Here is a 19171-nt window from a genome sequence, read left to right as displayed (position 1 = left end):
CTTGAGCGCTGATCGCGCGGCATTTGTTCCGGCACAAGACCCGCAACGAGCCGTCTTCCACGCAGCTCTTAATGATCGTCGCGCTTCAGATCGGCGCCGCGATTGGTTGGTTCCGGTGGTGAAGATGCGCTGGGTACCGCACTGCGGCGCCCGCGGTCGCCTAGCCGCGATCCCTCAGCCACAGCGCGATCGACACGCCGATCCCAATTGTCAGCCCGATCAGCAACCCAATCGTTGGCTGACCTGCGGCGAAGCCGAGGATCGCGCCGCCGAGCACGCCGCTGGCGATCAGGAAGCCGCCGGCGGCGGAAGGGCGTGCGGGTTTTTCGGCTGGCATGGCTCGCGCCTTGGCATGTCGCGCGTCACGATGCCAGTGCCCGGATCGCTAAACGCTTTGGAAAGGCTCTTTCCGAACGGAGTCTTAGGCGGCGCGCGCGCAATGGGAGCGCCGCATGGAAAACTTCCCTTATGTAGCCGGGCGTACGACGCTCGCCGATGCCGAGGCGCTGCTCGTCACCCATGGCCGCGCCGCTGCCGACGAGGCCGCCGCGCGCGCCGATCGCAGCAGGGATATCGGCAATCACATCCACTTCTGTCACTGGCGCCAGATCGAGCGGCTGGTTGAGCTGCTCGCGGCTGACCGCGTGGTGGGCACGATTCACTAGGGCCTAGCGGCGACACCATTGTCGCGCGGCGGGATCGCGCGCTATCAGGCTGAGATGGTTCGGCGAGGCGCCGCATTACTGGTCGCGATCCTCGCCGTGCCGCCCGCCGCGGCACAGCAACGAACACCCATGCCCGAAACGCTTTCGGTCACGCCGCCTGTCGGCGCGAGCGACATGCTCGATCCGGACGCACCGCTTTCACCGATGCCCGATATTGGCGTGGCGTGGCCCGATCTCGCCAAGGCGCCGGCAGATACCGCGCCCGAGGCGGCAAACGTTGTTGCCGAAACGCGCTACGCTTATCGCATCGAGGGGATCGATAACGTTGCGTCCTCCTTGCTGCGGCAGCGCTTCGCCGAACTTTCGGTGCTCGATCAGCATGACGGGGAGCCGGCCAATGCCGCCCAGCTCGATCGGCGCGCGCGGGAGGACGCCACGTTGCTTGTCGCGCTCCTGCGCGGCGAGGGCTATTATGACGCGCGCGTTCAAACCAGCGTGGATGCCGGCGCCGGCAAGCCGGTGGTGGTGCTGTCCGCCACACCGGGCCAGCTTTATCGCCTCGCTACCGTGACGATCGATGGGATGGCGGCGGCGGGCGACAGGTCGGCCGCGCTTACTGATGCGTTCGGCGTCAAGCAGAACGATCCCGTCAACGCCGACGCGATCGCCGCGGCACAGGCGCGGTTGACCGAACAGGCCGGCAAACAGGGTTTCCCGTTCGCCAAGATCGGCGATCCCGAGGTTACCGTTGATCGCACTGCGCGCACCGCGACGCTCGATCTGAAAGTCGATCCCGGCCGCGCGCGCAGATTCGGGCGCTTCCGGGTCAACGCGAACAATCGCGTGTTCGACGCCAAGCATGTGCAGGAGATCGCGCGCTTCCAGCCCGGCGAGCAATATTACGCCCCCGGCCTCGATGATCTGAAGCGCGCGCTGATCCAGACAAGCCTGGTTTCCAGTGCCGTAGTGAAGCCGGTGCCGGGCGCCGCGCCCGATATCGTCGATGTGGATGTCACGCTTCAGCCAGCTCCACCTCGCACGATCGCGGGCGAACTCGGCTATGGCACCGGTGAGGGGGCGCGCGCGGAGGTAAGCTGGACGCATCGCAACTTCTTCCCCCCCGAAGGCGCGATCATTCTGCGCGGCGTACTTGGGACTCAGGAACAGCTTGCGCAGATCACCTATCGCCGCAACAATTTCGAGGGGCGCGATCGCGTGCTGACCGGGCAGGTCGCGCTCTCTCACACCGAGCGGCTGGCCTATATCGCCGATACCTTCTCGATCTCCGGCTCGTTGGAGCGGCAGACCAATATCTTTTTTCAGAAGGCGTGGACATGGTCGATCGGTGCGGAGCTGGTCAGCACAGACGAACGCGACGTGATCGCCTCCACCGGGCAGCCGCGCCGCCGCACCTATTATATCGCCGCGCTGCCGCTGAGCCTCGTTTATGACGGCTCGGACGATCTCCTCAACCCAACCACCGGCTACCGGCTCGGTGGCCGGCTCAGCCCGGAGCTGTCGCTGCTCGGTCAGGCGTTCGGCTATGCCCGCACCCAGATCGACGCCAGCGCCTATACGCCGCTCGCCGACAAGCTGGTGCTCGCCGGACGGGTACGGCTCGGCACGATCGTCGGCGCCCCGCGTGACGCGATCGCGCCGTCGCGGCGCTTCTATGCCGGCGGCGGCGCATCGGTGCGCGGCTACGGCTATCAGGCGATCGGCCCACGTGATCCAAACAACGATCCGATCGGCGGGCGCAGTCTAACGGAATTCTCGATCGAAGCGCGGTTGAAGGTCGGCGGCAGCTTCGGCATCGTGCCGTTCTTCGATGCCGGCAACATCTACACCTCGCCGCTGCCCAAGTTCACTGCGCTGCAATACGGCGCCGGATTAGGCGTGCGCTATTATTCCAATTTCGGCCCGATCCGCCTGGATGTCGGCACGCCGCTAAACCCGCAGAAGGGCGATTCGCGCGTCGCCGTGTACGTCTCGCTGGGGCAGGCATTTTGAGGCGTGCGACCCGGTGGATCGCAGGGATCGCAGCGGCGGCGCTGGCGATCTTCGCCGCCGCGATACTGGTCGTCGACACCGACATGGGCCATCGCTGGGTCGCCGATCGCATCGCCGCGGTGCGCACGCCCAGCGGGCTGCGTTTCACGGTGGGGCGGATCGACGGCTCGCTTTACGGTCGCGCGATACTGCGCGACGTGCGCGTCCATGATCTCGATGGGCTGGTATTTTCCGCGCCTGTCGCACGGCTGGATTGGTCGCCGCTGCGCTGGTTCAACAACAGGCTCGACATCACCGCGCTCGATGTGCCTGTCGCCACTCTCGCCAAATGGCCGCGCACCCGCCCCAGCGCGAAGCAGGGGCCGCTGCTCCCCGATTTCGATATCCGCATCGGCCGGCTGACGGTCGACCGGATGATCGTCGATCGGCGGGTGACGGGGGTGGCGCGCTATGGCCGCATCCTGGGGCGGGCGGATATTCACGCCGGTCGCGCAATGGTCGATCTGTCGGCGGTGATCGAGGGCAGCGACGCGCTTCGGCTGAATATCGATGCCGAGCCGGATCGCGACAGGTTCGATATCGCCGTCCGCGCGCGCGGCGTGAAAGATGGTCTGCTCGCGCGGCTCACCGACATTCGCAAGCCGCTGCGGCTTGACGTGTCAGGCTCGGGAAGCTGGGCGAGGTGGGACGGCGAGGCGCGCGCCGATGCGGGCGGCGAGCGGGTGATCGATCTCTCGCTCGGCAATCGGAAGGGCGCATACACGCTCACGGGCGATCTCGTCCCCTCGGTGGTTTTTGGCGGCAAACTGCAACGGCTCACCGCGCCGCGCGTCACCGTGAACGGCGGCGCGACGCTCACCGACCGGCGCCTGGCGGGCAATCTGGCGCTCCGGTCCGCGGCGCTGGCGATCGACACTGCCGGCACGATCGATCTCGGCGCCAGCGCGTTTCGTTACGTCCGCATCCGCGCGCGGCTGCTCAAACCTGCCGCATTGTTTCCGAACATGACGGCGCGTGACATGGAACTGCGCGCCGTGCTTGAGGGTGCGTTCGCCACCGCCGCGTTCGATTACCGCCTCATCGCCACCCGCTTCGCCTTTGACGATACCGGTTTCGAACAGGCGCGGGCGGCGGGGAAGGGGCGGTTCTCCCGATCGCCGCTCGGCCTGCCGGTGCATTTCACCGCCGCGCGTGTGACGGGCGTGGGAGATGTAGCCGGGGGCATATTGCGCAATCTTTCCGTCGATGGCGTGCTGCGCGTCACCAGTCGCCTCGTCACCGGCGACGATCTGCGTGTGAGGTCAGACAAGCTGTCCGGGCGGGTCAATCTGTTGCTGGATCTGGCGAACGGCCAGTATCAGATCGGCGTCAACGGCGCACTGGGGCGCTATCTCATCCCCGGGCTCGGCGTGGTGGACGTAGCCTCCGTGCTGCGCGTCGCGCCGGGGCCGGGTGGCCATGGCACCCGCGTCATCGGACGCGGGGAGGCGCGGATGGTGCGGCTCGACAACGGCTTCTTCCGCGGTATCGCAGGCGGGCTGCCGCGCATCCAGACCGCGCTGGAGCGGACGCCCGATGGGGTGATGCATTTCACCAACCTCGTTCTTACCGCCCCGTCGCTGCGCCTTGTCGGCACCGGGCTTCGTCGCCGCGATGGCACGTTCGTCTTCGAGGGGCGTGGGACTCAGAAAAGCTATGGCCCGCTGACGCTAAAGCTCGATGGCCAGATCGAGAAGCCAACGATCGATCTGGTGCTGGCTGCCCCGAACGAGGCGATGGGGCTGAGGCAGGTGCGCGCGCATCTCGATCCAAGCGTCGGCGGCTTCGCTTTCGTCGCCGCCGGCGGGTCGCGGCTCGGCCCGTTCGAGGCGGCGGGAAATATCCTGTTACCGCCCGGCAGAAACGCGCAGATCGCTTTCGCCCGGATCGACGTGAGCGGGACGCGTGCGGTAGGCGCTCTCGATATCGTCGAGGGCGGTCTCGCCGGCCGGCTGGCGCTGGATGGCGGCGGTCTTTCCGGAGAGCTCCTACTCCGACCGGCCGGCGCGGTGCAGCGCGTGGAGGCGCATATCGATGCACGCCGAGCGAAACTCGGGGATCGCGTCTCGGTGCGTGTCGCGCATCTCGATCTAGTCGCGCTGCTTGATCCCGCGGGGTCATCGATCGAAGCAAGCGCCAATGGCGGAGGATTTCAGCGCGGCAGGCTGTCGATCGGGCGCTTTGCGGGCAATGCGCATCTGCGTGGCGGTACAGGCGAGATTCGCGCACAGATATCGGCGGCGCGCGGGCGGGCCTTTGATATCAGCAGCGTCATCGCCGTAACGCCTGACAGCTATCGTATCACCGCCGCGGGAACGGTAGATCGCCGGCAACTTAAGCTGCTCGAGCCGGCGGTGGTTACGCGAGCGGGCAATGCGTGGCGGCTTGCGCCGATGCGACTTGGCTTTGCGGGCGGCGAGGCGACGTTATCTGGCCAGTTCGGGGACGATTCCACTGAGATCGAGGCGACACTTGCGCGTATGCCGTTGTCGCTCCTCGACATCGGCTATCCGGGTCTCGCGCTTGGCGGCAGCGCGTCGGGCAGCGTGCATTATGCGATCCGCGGCGATGGCGCGCCGAACGGGCGGGCGGATCTAACGGTGCGCGGCCTCACCCGCGCCGGCCTGTTCGCCTCCTCCAAGCCGATCGACATCGGCATTGCGGGCGTCCTCTCCGCCGAAAAGGCAGGGGTCCGCGCCGTGATGGCATCGGGCGGGCAGACGATCGGTCGCGCGCAGGCGCTGCTGTCGCCGCTGGGACAGGGCGATATAGCGCAGCGACTGATGGGCGCGGGCCTTTCCGCGCAACTGCGCTACAACGGGCCGGCCGATACGTTATGGCGGCTGAGCGGCGTCGAGATGCTTGCGATCTCCGGCCCGGTGGCGATCGGCGCGGACGTGTCGGGTCGCGTGTCCGATCCCTCGATCCGGGGGATGCTGCGCGCCAACGGTGCGCGGATCGAAAGCGCGACGACCGGAACCGTGCTCACCAACGTTCAGGCGGCGGGGGCCTTCCAGGGATCGCGCCTCCAGATCCAGCAATTCGCCGCCGATGCTGGCAAGGGCGGGCGCGTGACCGGTAGCGGCCAGTTCGATTTTTCGACCGATGCGGGGATCGGTCTCGATCTGGTGCTCGACGCGCGCCGCGCGATGCTCATCAACCGCGACGATATCGCCGCGACCGTCACTGGCCCGCTGCGCTTTCATTCGAGCGGGGCGGGCGGGCTGATTTCCGGCGATGTTGTGCTCGATCGCAGCCGCTACCGGCTTGGGCAGGCGACGGCGGCCAGCGCGGTGCCAGCGCTCAAGGTACGCGAGATCAACCTGCCGGGCGGCGGCGAGGAAGATGAAGCGCGCCCTACGCCATGGCGGCTCGATGTGCACGCCCGAGCGCCGGGCCAGTTGATGGTCAGCGGCCTTGGTCTGTCGAGCGAATGGTCAGCCGACCTCAAGATCGGCGGCGCACCGGACAACCCGGCGATCACCGGCCGCGCCGATCTCGTGCGGGGCAATTATGAATTCGCGGGCCGCGAATTCCAGCTGGCGCGCGGGGTGATCCGGTTCGGCGGAGAAGTACCGGCCAACCCAGCTCTCGATATCGAGGCGAATGCGGATTCGACGAACCTGAACGCCACCATCCGTGTGACCGGTGTCGCGCAAAAGCCGGAAATCAGCTTCACCAGCACGCCCGCGCTGCCGCAGGACGAGCTGCTCTCGCGCCTTCTCTTCGGCACGTCGATCACAAGCCTGTCCGCGCCGGAGGCGTTGCAGCTCGCGGCGGCGGTGGCGGCGCTGAAGGATGGCAGCGGGGGGCTGAATCCGATCAACGCGGTCCGGCGCGCGGCCGGGCTTGACCGGCTGCGCATCCTTCCTGCCGATCCGCAGGCCGGACAACAGACATCGATCGCTGCGGGCAAATATGTGACGCGCAAGCTCTATGCGGAGATCATCACCGATGGGCAGGGCTATTCCGCGACGCGGATCGAATATCAGGTGACGCGCTGGCTGTCGCTGTTGTCCAGCATCTCGACCCTCGGGCGGCAAAGCGCCAATGTGCGCGTCTCCAAGGATTATTGAGTGGCAGGGCGGCTGCGAGCCGCCCCCCCCCCGATCTCACGCCAGCTTAGTACCGATCATCACCTGCGGCGTGATGTCCGTGAACTTCGCGACATCGGCCTGCAGTTCTCCGCGCCGCGGCGTGGCCATCGCCTCGCCAAGCGCCTCGGGCGACGCGAAGTGGAAATGCGCGATGAGCGCGAACGGGCTCGGCACCCCGCCCATCGGCTGACCCTCGATCAATTCGATCCGCTCGGGGCTCCAGATCTCGTCCGCCAACTGGGCGTGGTGATCGCGATAATAAGCGCTGTCGAACCGCGCGCCTTCGTGATTGGGATAGACGACCGATACGATCATGCCGTGCTCTCCTTCGAGCAAAAAAGAAGGGCGCCGTTTATTGCGGCGCCCCGTGGGGATGAAGGCTCAGGCTGGTTCGCCGACGATCGTTTTGACTTCCATGAAATCGGTGAGCCCGAACTTGCCGCCCTCGCGCCCGTTACCCGATTGCTTGTAGCCGCCAAACGCGGTTCCCGGGGTTGGGCCCCAGGTGTTTATCGTCACCAGCCCCGCGCGCAGCTTGCCCGCGATCTTCGCCGCTTCTGCCGGATCGCCGGAGATCGTGGCGGAGAGGCCGTATTCGGTGTCATTGGCCATCTCCACCGCCTGATCGCGATCGTCGTAGGTGGTGATCGTCGCGATCGGGCCGAAGGTTTCCTCGCGATAGATGCGCATTTCCGGCGTTACGTCCGCGAGCACGGTTGGTTTGACGAAATAGCCCGCATTACGGCCGTCGGGGCGGCCGGTGCCGCCGGTGACAAGCCGTGCGCCTTCGTCGAGCGCGGACTGGATCAGCCCCTGGATCTTCTCGAACTGCGCCTTGTTGACGACCGGGCCGATATGCGCGCCCTGCTCCTCGGGGTTGCCGACCTGTGTCGCATCCATGATCGCCTTGACCACCTCGGTCGCGGCGTCGGCCTGGCTCTTGTGGACAAGCAGACGGGTGGGCGCGATGCAGCTCTGCCCGGTATTGGCGATCACGCCGGCCAGCGTCGGCGGGAGCACTTCCTCCAGCTTCGCGCCCTCGAGCACGAGGTTCGGGGCCTTGCCGCCGAGCTCCTGATGGACGCGCTTCACCGTCGCGGCGGCCGCAGTGGCGACGGCAACGCCCGCGCGGGTCGATCCGGTGAAACTCACCATATCGACGCCCTTGTGTGCAGACAGTGCCGCGCCCACGCCCGGGCCATCCCCGTTGACCAGATTGAACACGCCGGCCGGAACGCCCGCGTCATGCAGGATTTCGGCAAAGATCAGCGCGTTGGCGGGGGCCTCTTCCGATGGCTTCAGGATCATCGTGTTGCCCGCCGCGAGCGCGGGAGCGACCTTCGCGCAGATCTGGTTGAGTGGCCAGTTCCACGGCGTAATCATCGCAACGACACCGACCGGCTCGTGAACTACGCGCGAGGCGCCGATCTGTTCGGAAAACTGGAACGCGCGCAGCGCGGCCAGCGTGCCCATGAAATGCCCGAGGCCTGCGGGGGCCTGCGCCATGTTCGCGAAGGAGATCGGCGCACCCATCTCGCGACTGGTCGCGGCGGCGAGATCGGGGATGCGCGCCTTGTAGCCCGCGATAATCTTTTCGAGGATCGCGGCACGCTCGTCGACGCTGGTCTGCGACCAGGTCTCGAAGGCCTTGCGCGCGGCGGCGACAGCCTTGTCGACATCGGCGGCGGTCCCGAGCGTGATTTCGGTGCACGGCTGCTCGGTGGCCGGGTCGATCACCTCATGGCGCCGTCCGCCATCGCTCTCCACCCATGCGCCATCGATATAGTGCTTCAGGTAGCTTTCCATGACGAGCCTCTCCAGCAAAGTTTGGGGATTCCGGTATGCTCATGCGTTGTCGTCGATTAGGTTGCAACAGGAAACGCGACGCCCGCCAACCGTACCGCGACGGGACGTTCGCGTGTTGCCTGACAAAGCCTCTTCCGTCGTCACCTGAGCGCGCGCAAGAAAGCGCGGTACGATGAAAGGAACCTTCCGGCATGCGCCGTCACGCTGCTCTCCTCGCCCTGTCGCCGCTGCTGCCGGCCGCCGCGACGCCCGCGCAGGCGCCGTTCACGATTGCGGAGACGGGCCAGGGCTTTCCACACCTGCAGGATGCGCTGATGGCGCGGCGGGGGCAGGATCTCACCGTGCTGATCGCCCCTGGCATCTATCGTGAATGTGCGATTCAACAGGCCGGGCGCGTCACCTTCAAGGCGACGGAGCCGGGCAAGGCGATCTTCGAGAATGCGTGCGAGGGCAAGGCCGCGCTGGTGCTGCGCGGGAAAGCCTCGATTGTGGACGGCCTGGTCTTTCGCAACATCCGCGTGCCGGATGGCAACGGCGCGGGCATCCGCATCGAGATCGGCGACCTTACGGTACGCAACTCCATGTTCGTGGATAGCCAGGAGGGTATTCTGGGCGCGACCGGCGACGCCACGCAGATCCTGATCGATCACTCCACCTTCTCCGGCCTCGGCCAGTGCGACGAGACGCCTGATTGCGCGCATTCCATCTATCTCGCCAACACCGGCGAGATATCGGTCACCAACTCGCGCTTCGAACGCGGGCGCGGCGGCCATTACGTCAAGCTGCGCACCCCGCATTTGCGCATCGACGACAACAGTTTTGACGACAGCGCGGGACGCAAGACCAATTACGCGATCGACCTGCCCGAAGGAGGAACGGGCGAAATTCTGCGCAACACCTTCGTGCAGGGGCCGAACAAGGAGAATTGGACAGGCATGATCGTCGTATCGGCCGAGGCGCGGAAATACCCCGCCACCGGCCTGCGCATCGCCGGTAATGTCGCCACGCTTGCGCCGGGGCAGAGCAAGAGCCCGGCGTTCGTCGCCAACGTCAGCGGAGATCGGCTGGCGCTGGGAGCGAACAGGCTGGGGCCCGGCGTGCGCGCTTATGAGGATCGCAAGCCCTAGGCCGCGAGCGCCACCCGCCGACGGATCATATCCGCCGCCTTTTCCGCGATCATGATAGTCGGCGCGTTGGTATTCGATCCCACCAGAGTTGGCATCACCGAGGCATCGACGACGCGTAGCCCCTCCACCCCACGCACCCTGAGCTGCGCGTCGACCACGGCCATCCGATCGCCATCGACGCCCATCTTGCACGTGCCGACCGGGTGGTAGATCGTTTCCGACTTCTGACGGACCCAGGCATCGATTTCGGCATCGCTGCGCACGCTTGCGCCGGGTGCGATCTCGTCGTCGCGATAGGGATCAAACGCGGCCTGTGAGGCCACGTCGCGCCCGATCTTCACGCATTCGCGCATAACGCGCACGTCCTCGGGCTGACTCAGGTAATTGGCAAAGATCAACGGATCCGCCAGCGGATCGCCCGATGCGATCGTCACGCGGCCGCGACTTTCCGGGCGAAGCTGGCACAGATGCATCGAGAAGCCGTCCTGCTTCACGCGCACCTTGCCATGATCCTGCATGATCGCGAGCACGCCATGGATCTGTATATCCGGGCGCGACAAGCCGGCGCGCGAATTCACGAAGGCGCCGGATTCAAGGAATTGTTGCCGCCCATAGCCGGTGCCACGGAGCAGATATTCGAGACCGATCCGGATCTGCCGCAGTCCCTTCGTCGCAGAATAGGCGGTGGTCAGGCCGTGGCAGCGCCAGTTCATGATGACATCAAGATGGTCTTGCAGATTCTCGCCGACGCCAGGCAGGTCGTGAACTGCGCGGACGCCGGCATCTTTCAGGCGTGCGGGATCGCCGATGCCGGAAAGCTGGAGGATCTGCGGGCTTTGCACCGCGCCCGCGCACAAAAGAGCTTCGCCCGCAACCGCGACGCGCGCGGGCTGATTGCCAGCGACGTATTCCACCGCAATCGCGCGACCGCTCTCGATCACGATTCGCGTTGTGCGCGCGCCCGTGATGACCGTAAGGTTGCGTCGTTCCATTGCCGGACGCAGATATGCCTCGGCGGTGGACCAGCGCCGGCCGTTGGCGATCGTCAGATCGTAGCGGCCGAACCCCTCCATCGCCGCGCCATTGAAATCGCCGGTGAGCGGATAGCCGGCCTGTCGGCCTGCCTCGATCAGCGCATCATGAAACGGGCTGTCATTCTCGCCGCCGGAAACGATCAGCGGGCCGCCCGCGCCGTGCAGCCCGTCGCTCTCACCCCGATGATGGCCTTCGAGACGGCGGAAATAGGGAAGCACGTCATCCCACGACCAGCCCGTGAGACCGAGCTGTCGCCACTCGTCATAGTCCTGCGGATGACCGCGCATATAGACCATGCCATTGATCGCGGACGATCCGCCGAGCCCTTTGCCGCGCGGCCACCACAGACGGCGGTTGTCTAGATGCGGCTCCGGCTCCGTCCAGAAGCCCCAGTTGTGCTTGCCCTTGGCCTTGATAAGATTGCCGACGCCAGCGGGCATCCGCACCAGCATCTCCTTGTTCGCGCCGCCCGCCTCCAGCAGGCAGACGCTAGCCGCCGGATCCTCGGAAAGTCGTGCCGCGAGCGCACATCCCGCGGAGCCGCCGCCGATAACGACATAGTCATAGCCTGCCACGTCATTCTCTCCTGATTTGTTCTCGCTATTCTACGGCACCAGAACGAGCTTCCCGACCATCGCGCTGTCGCGCATCGCCTCGAAGGCGGCACGCCAGTCGGCGAGCGGATATTCGGCGTGCACGCGCGGCCGGATCTGTCCCTGCTCGGCAAGTTGCCAGACCGCATCCATGTTCTCGCGCCCCTTGTCGGGGAATTGCCGTCCATATTCTCCGGCGCGCACGCCGACGACCGAGAAGCCCTTGATGAGCGGCATGTTGGTGGAGACGGTCGCGATCCGGCCTGATGTGAAGCCCACTACCAACAGACGGCCGCCGAACGCGATGCAGCGCGTCGATTCGTCGAAAACGTCGCCGCCGACGGGATCATAGATCAGGTTCGCGCCTCCACCGGTGATCTCCTTCACCTTCTCGCGAAAGCCCGGCGCGATCACGGTGGCTTCGGGTGCATAGTCCGCCGCCACCCGCGCAAGCTTTTCCGCGGAGCGGGAGGAGGCGATCACGCGACAGCCGAGGGATTTCGCGAGGTCCACCGCAGCCAACCCGACGCCGCCGGTTGCGCCGTGGATCAGCGCCCATTCGCCGGGCTGAGCCATGCCAAGCCGCACCAGCGCGACATAAGCGGTGAGATAGGCGGTGCCGACACACGCGGCTTCGGCAAACGAGAGGTGCTCGGGCTTTCGGCGGATACCCGCCGCGTCGGCCGAAACGATCTCTGCGAAGCCGCCAAGGCGTGTGCCGCAAACCACAGCCTCGCCCGGCGCAAATCCGTCGCCCGCGATCACTTCGCCCGCTACTTCCATGCCGGGCACAAAGGGAAGCGGAGGCTTGAGCTGATATTCGCCGCGCGTCATCAGCAGATCAGGATAGTTGAGCGACGCGGCCTTCACCCGCACCAGCACCTTGCCGGGCGCGGGGCGAGGCGCCGTGACATCCACGATTGCGGTGCCCGACAGATCGGGCGAGAGAGCGGAGACGACTAGCGCCCTCATCAGGCGGCTGCGCGCGCGATCATGATATCGAGCAGCGAATCGAACAACGATGCCATGTCGAGATGCGGCGCGTGGACCTTGCTCAGCCCCAGCGTGATTAACCCATAGGCGCGAACCTCTGCCTCATGCCGGGTGAAGCCCGCCTGGGTGAGGCTGCGCGCCAGAAAATCGAGCATCAGTTCATCGTGGCGTTCAACCGCGGCGCGCGCGCGCGCATCGCTTTCCGCCCACGCGCGCATAGCGATCGCCAGCCTGGAGGCGCCCCGCCGGCGAACGGTCTGTCCCAGCAGGCGTATGCGCGCGATCGGATCGGAGGTAGCGCGCTCCAGCGCGTCTATCAGGTCAGTTACCTGATCTTCTGCAAAATAGCGCGCGAGCTGCCCTTGATAATCATCGAAATCCTTGAAATGATGATAGAAACTGCCAGTGGAAACGCGCAGCTCCTCCGCGAGCGGCCGTAGCTTGAGCGCCTTCAGGCCGCCCCTTCGCAAGAGAGACTGGCCCGCTTCCAGCCAATCGCGCGGCGTGAGGTCCGGCGACCGCGCTGCGGTCTGAATTGCTGGCGACACGCTTGACATCCCCTGTACCATAACCAAGGTTATGCTGGAAATTGGCGCCGGTAAAGAGGCGGCGCCGTCATCAGGTCTGGAGAGGTTGCAATGCCCGACGCCTATATCATCGACGCCGTTCGCACGCCGCGTGGAATCGGCAAGCAGGGAAAGGGTGCGCTGGCTGATCTGCATCCGCAGCATCTCGCGGCGACCGTGCTTAAGGCGATCAAGGAACGTAATAATCTCAACACCGCCGAGGTGGACGATATCATTTGGTCCACCTCCACCCAGCGCGGGAAGCAGGGCGGGGACATGGGCCGTATGGCGGCGCTCGATGCCGGCTATGACGTTAAGGCTAGTGGCACGACGCTCGATCGTTTCTGCGGCGGCGGGATTACCGCGGTGAACTTTGCGGCGGCGCAGATCATGTCCGGGATGGAAGACCTCGTTATCGCGGGGGGCACCGAGATGATGAGCCTCACGGCCGCCATGTCGCAGGAGGATATGGAAGCCGGCAAGCCAATGCTAGGCATGGGATCGGGAAACGAGCGGCTCAATGCCGCGCATCCGCAGAGCCATCAGGGCATCTGTGGCGATGCGATCGCCAGCATGGAAGGGATCACTCGCGAGGAACTCGACGCGCTCGGCCTGGAAAGCCAACGCAAGGCGGCGGTGGCGATTGCCGAAGGGCGTTTCGACAAGTCGATCGTTCCAGTGACGGACGACTCTGGCAATGTCGTGCTCGCCAAGGACGAATATCCGCGCCCGCAAACCACGGCGGAGGGGCTTGCCAGTCTCAAGCCCTCGTTCGCGGCGATCGCGGATATGCCCTATAACAAGAAGGGCGACACATTCCGTGCGCAGATCAATCGCAAATATCCCGATTTGAAGATCGAGCATTTCCACCACGCCGGCAACTCTTCGGGTGTCGTGGACGGGGCGGCGGCGGTGCTGCTCGCTTCAAAGGAATATGCTGACAAGCATGGCCTGAAGCCGCGCGCACGCATTGTTGCGATGGCGAATATCGGCGACGATCCCACGCTAATGCTAAACGCGCCAGTCCCAGCGGCGAAGAAGGTGCTCGCGAAGGCGGGTCTCACCAAGGACGATATTGATCTATGGGAGATCAACGAGGCGTTTGCCGTGGTGGCGGAAAAGTTCATCCGCGATCTCGATCTCGACCGCTCCAAGGTCAACGTCAACGGCGGCTCGATCGCGCTGGGCCACCCGATCGGCGCGACCGGATCGATCCTTATCGGTACCGTCGTCGATGAGCTTGAGCGACAGAACAAGCGCTATGGCCTCGTCACGATGTGTGCCGCCGGCGGCATGGCGCCGGCGATCATCGTCGAACGCGTCGAGAGCTGAAGAAATGCCGGCGTGGACGACGCGCAAGATGTCGCCGCGCCCTTCTTTTGGAGAGTGAGAAATGCTGCATCCGGTCGCTCATGCTCGGGCGACGCCTGACAAGGCCGCCTATGTAATAGCCGCCACGGGCGAGACGGTAACCTATGCCGAGCTGGATCGCCGCGCCGACCAGGGCGCGCAACTGATCCGCTCGCTGGGCCTGAAGCGCGGCGACGCGATCGCCGTGATGATGGACAACAACGCCCGCTATCTGGAGGTGATGTGGGCGGCGGAGCGGGCCGGGGTGTATGTCACCTGCCTGTCGTCGAAGCTGATGGTCGACGAGGTGGACTATATCCTTCGCGACGGCGACTGCCGCGTGCTGATCGTGTCGAAGGCGACCGAGGCGTGCGCCGCCGCGCTGCTGCCGCGCATCGCGGATCTGCGGCGCTTCATGGTCGGCGGCACGGCCGAAGGCTATGAGAGCTACGAGGCCGCGCGCGACGCGCAGCCCGCCGCGCCGATCGCAGACCCTTCTCCCGGCCAGATCATGCTCTATTCGTCCGGCACCACGGGCAAGCCGAAGGGCGTGCGGTTCGCGCTGCCGCAAGAGCCGCTGGGGATGAACCCGTCGCCGCTCGTCATGCTGGGGCAGGCACTTTACGGCTGGACGCCCGACATCGTCTATCTCAGCCCGGCCCCGATGTACCACGCCGCGCCGCTGCGCTGGTCGATGGCGGTGCAGCAGCTTGGCGGCACGGTCGTCATCATGGACCGGTTCGATCCCGAAAAGGCGCTGGAATATATCGAGAAATACAAGGTCACCCACGCCCAGTGGGTGCCGACGCACTTTATCCGCATGTTGAAACTGCCCCCCGAGGTGCGCGCGAAATACGACATGTCCTCGCTCAAGGCGGTGTGGCACGCGGCGGCGCCCTGCCCGGTGCCGGTGAAGCAGGCGATGATCGACTGGTGGGGGCCGATCGTCGGCGAATATTACGCCGGCACCGAGGGCAACGGCTTCCACGCGATCCAGGCGGCGGAATGGCTGACGCACAAGGGCTCGGTGGGACGCAACCTCACCACGATCACCCACATCTGTGACGAGGACGGTAACGAGGTGCCCCCGCGGACCGAAGGGACGATCTATTTCGAGAGCCCGACCGGTGAGCGCACCTTCACCTATCACAACGACCCGGAGAAGACGGCCGACTCCACCGACAGCCACGGCTGGACCACGCTGGGCGATGTGGGCTGGGTGGATGAGGAAGGGTATCTCTACCTCACCGATCGCAAGAGCTTCATGATAATTTCGGGGGGCGTGAACATCTATCCTGCCGAGATCGAGAATCTGCTCGTCACGCATCCCAAGGTGGCGGATGTCGCGGTGATCGGTGCCCCGCACGAGGAAATGGGCGAAGAGGTGATCGCGGTGATCCAGCCGCGCGACATGGCGGAAGCCGGCGAGGGACTTGCCGCCGAGCTGACCGCGTTCGCGCGGGAGCATCTCAGCCACGTCAAGACGCCGCGCCGCATCGATTTTCGCGCCGAGCTGCCGCGTCATGACACCGGCAAGCTCTATAAACGGCTGCTTCGCGACGAATATTGGGGGAAGAAGCCGCTCGTCGAAGGCGCCGCCGCGTGAGTTTCAACTTTGGCGACATGATCGAGGCGGTCGAGCGGAAGATTCCCGCCGATCGCGTGGCGCTGGCGCACGGAGACGAGGTGATCGACTGGGGCGAGTTTCGCCGCCGATCGAACAATCTCGCCCGCGCGCTGATCGAACGGGGCCTGCAGCCGGGCGAGCGCGTGGCCTTCTATGCCTATAACAGTGCCGATTACATGATCGCGCTGATGGCTTGCTGGAAGGCGCGCGGCGCCCACGTCAACGTCAACTATCGCTATGTCGCGGATGAACTGGCCTACATCCTGGCGGATAGCGACGCGACCGTGCTGTTCTATGACGCGCGGCTGCGCGATGCGGTGGCGGCGGTGGTCGATCGCGCCCCGCTCGTGCGTACATGGGTTGAATGGGGTGGTTCCGCCGATGCCCCGCCAGCCTTCGCCGTATCGCAGCGGACGCTGACGGAGGGCGACGGCGCATCGCTGGATATCATTCGCGATCCGGCCGATCGCTTCTTCATCTACACCGGCGGCACGACCGGAATGCCGAAGGGCGTGGTGTGGACCCATGCCGATCTCAACGCGATCGGGCTGGCGGCGGCGGCTGCGCAGGGGCTGCCGTTGCCCGAGGATGTGGAGCAGGCCGCATCGTTCGCCGCCGCCAATCCCGATTATCCCAGGACGGTGGTTGGCCCGCCGATCATGCACGGCACCGGCCTGCTATCCGCTTATGGCGCCATGCTGGGCGGTGGCATGGTGGCGACGCTGCCCGGCAAGAGCTTTCGCGCGGAGGAGGCCCTGGACGCGATCGACCGCTGGAAGGCGAACCGGCTGGTCGTGGTCGGCGATGCCTTCGCGCGGCCGATCGTCGATGCGCTCGATGCCGCGCCCGGCCGCTGGGACGTTTCGTCGATGCGGGTGATCATTTCATCCGGCGTGATGTGGACGCAGGGCGTGAAGGACGGGCTGCTCCAGCATATGCCCGAGGCGATGTGCCAGGATAACTTCAGTTCTTCCGAGGCGATCGGCATGGGCGTGTCGATCACCACCCGCGAGGGCACGGTGGAAACCGCCAAGTTCATGGTCGGCCCGCGCTGCCGGGTGCTCGATGAGCAGGATCGCGACGTGGTGCCGGGATCGGGGATGCGCGGGATCGTGGCGCTCGGGCCCCCCAATCCGGTCGAGTATCACAAGGACCCGGAGAAGAGCGCGCGTACCTTCCGCACGATCGACGGTGTGCGCTATTCGATCCCCGGCGATTTCGCTGAGGTGGCCGCAGACGGCACGCTGATCCTGCTCGGGCGCGGCTCCGCCTGCATCAATTCGGCCGGCGAGAAGATTTTCCCCGAGGAGGTGGAGGAGGCGCTGAAGCTGTGCCCCGGCGTCGAGGACGCGCTGGTGTTCGGCATCCCAGATCCGAAATGGGGGCAGGCCGTGGCGGCGGTCGTTCAGGCGGGCGATGGCTATGCGGAGGATGCCGTGCGCGACGATCTGCGCGCGCGACTCGCCGGATACAAGCAGCCCAAGCTTTTCGTCGCGACGGATCAGTCGCTGCGGGCGCCCAATGGCAAGGCCGATTACGGCAAGGCGAGGGGGCTTGCCGGGATCGCCTGACGGCGGCGGCCCGGCTCAACCGTCGCTGGCACGCTCGATATCGGCCCCTACGGCGCTCAGCTTCTCCTCCAGCCGCTCGTAGCCGCGATCGAGGTGATAGACGCGGCTGACCGCCGTTTCCCCCTCGGCCGCGAGGCCGGCGAGGATCAGGCTCATCGACGCGCGCAGGTCCGTCGCCATCACGGGGGCGCCGACGAGGCGATCGACGCCGCGCACCACCGCCGTCCGCCCATGCACCTGGATGTCTGCGCCCATCCGCGCCAGCTCGGGCACGTGCATGTAGCGGTTCTCGAAAATCGTCTCGGTCAGCACGCTCGCGCCGTCGGCCTTGCACAGCATCGCCATGAACTGCGCCTGCATGTCGGTGGCGAAGCCGGGGAAGGGAGCGGTGGAAAGCGTCAGCGGGGCGAGCTTGCCGGTTGCCGACACGCGCACCGAACGCTTGCCCTCCGCCACCGTGACGCCCGCCGCGCGCAGTGCGTCCAGCGTCGCGCCCATGTCGCTCGCGTCCACGTTGGTGAGTTCGATATCGCCGCCGGTGATCGCGGCGGCGCAGGCATAGCTGCCCGCCTCGATCCGATCCGGCATCACCGCATAGGTCGCGCCGTGCAGCCGCTCCACACCCTCGATCTCGAGCGTCTCGGTGCCGATCCCCTCGATATGCGCGCCCATCGCGACGAGGCAGCGGCACAGATCGACGATTTCCGGCTCGCGCGCGGCATTCTCGATGCGACTGGAGCCTCTGGCGGTGACGGCGGCCATCACGACATTCTCGGTCGCGCCCACGGACACGATCGGGAAGGAATAGCGCCCGCCTGCCAATCGTCCGCCGGGGGCGCGCGCGGTGACGTAGCCGGCCGACATTTCCAGATCGGCCCCGATCGCTTCCAGCGCCTTCAGATGCAGGTCGATCGGGCGATTGCCGATCGCGCAGCCGCCCGGTAGCGACACCCGCGCCTCGCCCGCACGCGCGAGGATCGGGCCGAGGACGAGGATCGACGCGCGCATCTTGCGCACGATGTCGTATGGCGCCTCGGTCGAGGTGAGCTTGCCGGCGCGGATCGTCATCACGCGGCCGAAATCCTCGGGCCTCGATCCTTCGATCGCGGTGGAGGCGCCCAACTGATTGAGCAGATGACCGAAGCTGTCGACATCCGCGAGCCGCGGCAGATTGCGCAACGTCAGCGGCTCATCGGTGAGCAACGCGCAGGGCAGGAGCGTGAGCGCGGCATTCTTCGCGCCGGAAATCGGGAGGGTGCCGGAAAGGCGGTTGCCGCCACGGATGAGGATACGGTCCATCCGACCGCGTCTATCGAACCCTGTTCACCGCGCCAAGCGGCGATCAGAGAAGATCGGCGATCACGCTTTTTCGAGCGTGCATTGCAGCGGATGCTGGTTCTGCCGCGCGAAATCCGTCACCTGGCTGACCTTGGTTTCCGCCACTTCATAGCTGAACACCCCGCACACACCGACGCCCTTCTGATGGACGTGCAGCATCACCCGCGTCGCCTCTTCCATGTTCATGCGGAAGAAGCGCTGGAGGCAAAGCACGACGAACTCCATCGGCGTGTAATCGTCGTTGAGCATCAGCACGCGATAAGGCGTGGGCTGTTTGGTGCGGGTCCGCGTGCGGGTGGCGATCCCGATCCCGGTGCCGCCATCGGAATCGTCATCGCGACGCTCGGCCATGAG

15 protein-coding genes are annotated in these 19171 nt (G+C 65.9%); 7 read left to right on the top strand and 8 right to left on the bottom strand.

Annotated features, from left to right (window positions below):
* Positions 1 to 160: 160 nt before the first annotated feature.
* The gene (locus FFS35_RS20055; RefSeq protein ID WP_171007647.1) at positions 161 to 337 is read right to left on the bottom strand and encodes a hypothetical protein; all 177 of its coding nucleotides are present in this window, start codon (positions 335 to 337) and stop codon (positions 161 to 163) included.
* 115 nt (positions 338 to 452) lie between these two features.
* Between FFS35_RS20055 and FFS35_RS14710 the strand changes: the two genes are divergently transcribed.
* The 3 genes from FFS35_RS14710 to FFS35_RS14700 all read left to right on the top strand — a co-directional run bounded on the left by FFS35_RS14710 (position 453) and on the right by FFS35_RS14700 (position 6790).
* The gene (locus FFS35_RS14710; protein WP_137787852.1) at positions 453 to 665 is read left to right on the top strand and encodes a hypothetical protein; all 213 of its coding nucleotides are present in this window, start codon (positions 453 to 455) and stop codon (positions 663 to 665) included.
* Positions 666 to 794: 129 nt separating this feature from the next.
* On the top strand, positions 795 to 2675 hold the full coding sequence (locus FFS35_RS14705; RefSeq protein WP_249341677.1) for an autotransporter assembly complex family protein: 1881 nt from the start codon (positions 795 to 797) through the stop codon (positions 2673 to 2675).
* Complete coding sequence (locus tag FFS35_RS14700) at positions 2672 to 6790, top strand: translocation/assembly module TamB (protein WP_249341676.1); 4119 nt, start codon at positions 2672 to 2674, stop codon at positions 6788 to 6790. Before FFS35_RS14705 ends, FFS35_RS14700 begins: the two co-directional genes overlap by 4 nt.
* A 36-nt stretch (positions 6791 to 6826) precedes the next feature.
* Here the strand turns inward: FFS35_RS14700 and FFS35_RS14695 are convergent, their stop codons facing one another.
* Positions 6827 to 7126, bottom strand: coding sequence for an EthD family reductase (locus FFS35_RS14695; protein WP_137787850.1), 300 nt, complete (start codon positions 7124 to 7126; stop codon positions 6827 to 6829).
* Positions 7127 to 7192: 66 nt separating this feature from the next.
* A complete protein-coding gene (locus tag FFS35_RS14690) occupies positions 7193 to 8617 on the bottom strand; it encodes an aldehyde dehydrogenase family protein (protein ID WP_137787849.1) in 1425 nt (474 codons plus the stop codon).
* 191 nt (positions 8618 to 8808) lie between these two features.
* Here FFS35_RS14690 and FFS35_RS14685 point away from each other — a divergent pair, with 191 nt between their 5' ends.
* Positions 8809 to 9744 (top strand): right-handed parallel beta-helix repeat-containing protein, encoded by a 936-nt coding sequence (locus FFS35_RS14685; RefSeq protein ID WP_137787848.1) that lies wholly within the window; start codon positions 8809 to 8811, stop codon positions 9742 to 9744.
* On the opposite strand, the gene FFS35_RS14680 is transcribed toward FFS35_RS14685, so the two are convergent.
* From FFS35_RS14680 to FFS35_RS14670, 3 genes are read right to left on the bottom strand one after another with little or no spacing between them, the layout of a single operon-like run.
* The gene (locus FFS35_RS14680; protein ID WP_137787847.1) at positions 9741 to 11354 is read right to left on the bottom strand and encodes a choline dehydrogenase; all 1614 of its coding nucleotides are present in this window, start codon (positions 11352 to 11354) and stop codon (positions 9741 to 9743) included. The genes FFS35_RS14685 and FFS35_RS14680 overlap by 4 nt on opposite strands.
* A 30-nt stretch (positions 11355 to 11384) precedes the next feature.
* The gene (locus FFS35_RS14675) at positions 11385 to 12344 is read right to left on the bottom strand and encodes an NADPH:quinone oxidoreductase family protein (protein WP_137787846.1); all 960 of its coding nucleotides are present in this window, start codon (positions 12342 to 12344) and stop codon (positions 11385 to 11387) included.
* Positions 12344 to 12922, bottom strand: a complete 579-nt coding sequence (locus FFS35_RS14670) for a TetR/AcrR family transcriptional regulator (RefSeq protein WP_249341675.1) — start codon at positions 12920 to 12922, stop codon at positions 12344 to 12346. Before FFS35_RS14670 ends, FFS35_RS14675 begins: the two co-directional genes overlap by 1 nt.
* 81 nt (positions 12923 to 13003) lie before the next feature.
* Here FFS35_RS14670 and FFS35_RS14665 point away from each other — a divergent pair, with 81 nt between their 5' ends.
* The 3 genes from FFS35_RS14665 to FFS35_RS14655 all read left to right on the top strand — a co-directional run bounded on the left by FFS35_RS14665 (position 13004) and on the right by FFS35_RS14655 (position 17479).
* The gene (locus FFS35_RS14665) at positions 13004 to 14263 is read left to right on the top strand and encodes an acetyl-CoA C-acetyltransferase (RefSeq protein WP_137787844.1); all 1260 of its coding nucleotides are present in this window, start codon (positions 13004 to 13006) and stop codon (positions 14261 to 14263) included.
* A gap of 61 nt (positions 14264 to 14324) precedes the next feature.
* The gene (locus FFS35_RS14660; protein WP_212742222.1) at positions 14325 to 15887 is read left to right on the top strand and encodes an acyl-CoA synthetase; all 1563 of its coding nucleotides are present in this window, start codon (positions 14325 to 14327) and stop codon (positions 15885 to 15887) included.
* Positions 15884 to 17479 carry an AMP-binding protein gene (locus tag FFS35_RS14655; RefSeq protein ID WP_137787843.1) on the top strand — a complete coding sequence of 532 codons (1596 nt, stop codon included), beginning with the start codon at positions 15884 to 15886 and terminating at the stop codon, positions 17477 to 17479. The genes FFS35_RS14660 and FFS35_RS14655 overlap by 4 nt, the downstream gene beginning before the upstream one ends.
* A gap of 15 nt (positions 17480 to 17494) precedes the next feature.
* On the opposite strand, the gene murA is transcribed toward FFS35_RS14655, so the two are convergent.
* Together murA and clpS are read right to left on the bottom strand one after the other, a co-directional pair.
* Complete coding sequence (murA, locus tag FFS35_RS14650; RefSeq protein WP_137787842.1) at positions 17495 to 18778, bottom strand: UDP-N-acetylglucosamine 1-carboxyvinyltransferase; 1284 nt, start codon at positions 18776 to 18778, stop codon at positions 17495 to 17497.
* A gap of 60 nt (positions 18779 to 18838) precedes the next feature.
* Complete coding sequence (gene clpS, locus FFS35_RS14645; RefSeq protein WP_137787952.1) at positions 18839 to 19168, bottom strand: ATP-dependent Clp protease adapter ClpS; 330 nt, start codon at positions 19166 to 19168, stop codon at positions 18839 to 18841.
* Positions 19169 to 19171: the final 3 nt, after the last annotated feature.

Source organism: Sphingomonas sp. 3P27F8 (assembly GCF_005502745.1).
Taxonomy (GTDB): domain Bacteria; phylum Pseudomonadota; class Alphaproteobacteria; order Sphingomonadales; family Sphingomonadaceae; genus Sphingomonas.
The sequence above is the reverse complement of the archived record's forward strand: the minus strand, read 5'-3'. Positions and strand labels throughout refer to the sequence as shown.

Coding starts and splice junctions, on each gene's coding strand:
- FFS35_RS20055 (WP_171007647.1), bottom strand. CDS start 337: ATGCCAGCCGAAAAACCCGCACGCCCTTCCGCCGCCGGCGGCTTCCTG.
- FFS35_RS14710 (WP_137787852.1), top strand. CDS start 453: ATGGAAAACTTCCCTTATGTAGCCGGGCGTACGACGCTCGCCGATGCC.
- FFS35_RS14705 (WP_249341677.1), top strand. CDS start 795: ATGCCCGAAACGCTTTCGGTCACGCCGCCTGTCGGCGCGAGCGACATG.
- FFS35_RS14695 (WP_137787850.1), bottom strand. CDS start 7,126: ATGATCGTATCGGTCGTCTATCCCAATCACGAAGGCGCGCGGTTCGAC.
- FFS35_RS14690 (WP_137787849.1), bottom strand. CDS start 8,617: ATGGAAAGCTACCTGAAGCACTATATCGATGGCGCATGGGTGGAGAGC.
- FFS35_RS14685 (WP_137787848.1), top strand. CDS start 8,809: ATGCGCCGTCACGCTGCTCTCCTCGCCCTGTCGCCGCTGCTGCCGGCC.
- FFS35_RS14675 (WP_137787846.1), bottom strand. CDS start 12,344: ATGAGGGCGCTAGTCGTCTCCGCTCTCTCGCCCGATCTGTCGGGCACC.
- FFS35_RS14670 (WP_249341675.1), bottom strand. CDS start 12,922: ATGTCAAGCGTGTCGCCAGCAATTCAGACCGCAGCGCGGTCGCCGGAC.
- FFS35_RS14665 (WP_137787844.1), top strand. CDS start 13,004: ATGCCCGACGCCTATATCATCGACGCCGTTCGCACGCCGCGTGGAATC.
- FFS35_RS14660 (WP_212742222.1), top strand. CDS start 14,325: ATGCTGCATCCGGTCGCTCATGCTCGGGCGACGCCTGACAAGGCCGCC.
- murA (WP_137787842.1), bottom strand. CDS start 18,778: ATGGACCGTATCCTCATCCGTGGCGGCAACCGCCTTTCCGGCACCCTC.
- clpS (WP_137787952.1), bottom strand. CDS start 19,168: ATGGCCGAGCGTCGCGATGACGATTCCGATGGCGGCACCGGGATCGGG.